Consider the following 1,134-nt stretch of genomic DNA (forward strand, 5'->3'; position numbering starts at 1 on the left):
GCCGCCCTTTCCGGCTATCGAAGCACGCCGGAATGGGTCACCGAGGCGTTTGCTCGGTGACCTCCGGGTTCAGAGTCGTGTGGTGGAGCGGCGGGGTTTCCGGTCGGGGTCGATGCCCGGTGGTGGGATGAACCAGGGCAGGTGATCGGTGCCCATTCGGATTTCCCATTGTCCGGTGAATCCGGGTTTTCGGTGCATCAGGGTGTGGTGGGTTCGGCAGAGTAGGACCAGGTTGTCCATGACGGTTGGTCCTCCTTTGGCCCAGTGTTTGATGTGGTGGGCGTCGGTCCAGGCGGGGACGCAGTCGCAGCCGGGGAAGGCGCAGCCTTTGTCGCGGGCGATCAGGGCGGTGCGTTGTGCTGCGGTGACAAGCCTTTTGAGTGGGGTGACGTCGAGTGGGGCACCGTTTCCGTCGAGGAGGACGCTGGAGAGCATGCAGTCACAGGCGATCATGCGGGTGCGGCCGACGCTCAGTGGTCCCATCCAGGGCATGTGGCCGACATCGAGATCTTGTTTGTCGAGATCGTGAAAGTCGAGATCGAGCATGCCGGGATCGTCGTCCTCGGAGGGGACAGGTGTTGAGCCATCACTCGTTGTGGCGCATTCACGGTGGTAGGCCAGGTCTTTGGCGTTGATGTGCACGTTCAGGTGTGGGCGTTGGCCGCCGTCGATGCCGGTGGCAGCGTTGTCGAGGTAGCGTCGGATGAGTTCTGCCATGGCGTCTGCGTTGCGTGTGGCGGCGGGTCGTTTGTCGGGTGTGCCGTCTTCGGCGGGGGTGGGCATGGAGAGGTTGGAGAGGGCGGAGAGAAGCATTTCGCCGGTCACTCCGTCGAAATCGCCTCGGACGGCGACTCTTCCGTTGAGGGTGGGGGAGATGCGCAGTTCGTTGCGGTCGGTGTCTTCGCTTGGTGGTGGGTCGTCGGATTCGAACATGTGCTCGAGGACGCTGATGGCGTAGCGCAGTTTGACGGTGGTTGCTTCGGTTCCGGATGCTGCGGCGAGGAGTGTGTCGCGGCAGTACGGTAGTGCGGCGTCGGGCATTGCCTTGGGTGGGGATTCGCAGAACGCCACGATCAATGCTGCGTGCTCGAAAGTGAGGTCACCGGCATCGAATTGGTCTTCGATCTCGGGAAA

At 62.8% G+C, this 1,134-nt stretch carries 1 protein-coding gene; it reads right to left on the minus strand.

Annotated elements, in window-relative coordinates:
• Positions 1–69: 69 nt before the first annotated feature.
• Positions 70–1,134: HNH endonuclease signature motif containing protein (locus tag YH3_RS34645; protein ID WP_064445173.1), on the minus strand; the 1,065-nt coding region annotated here is incomplete at its 5' end.

The organism is Rhodococcus sp. YH3-3, assembly GCF_001653035.1.
Classification (GTDB): domain Bacteria; phylum Actinomycetota; class Actinomycetes; order Mycobacteriales; family Mycobacteriaceae; genus Rhodococcus_F; species Rhodococcus_F qingshengii.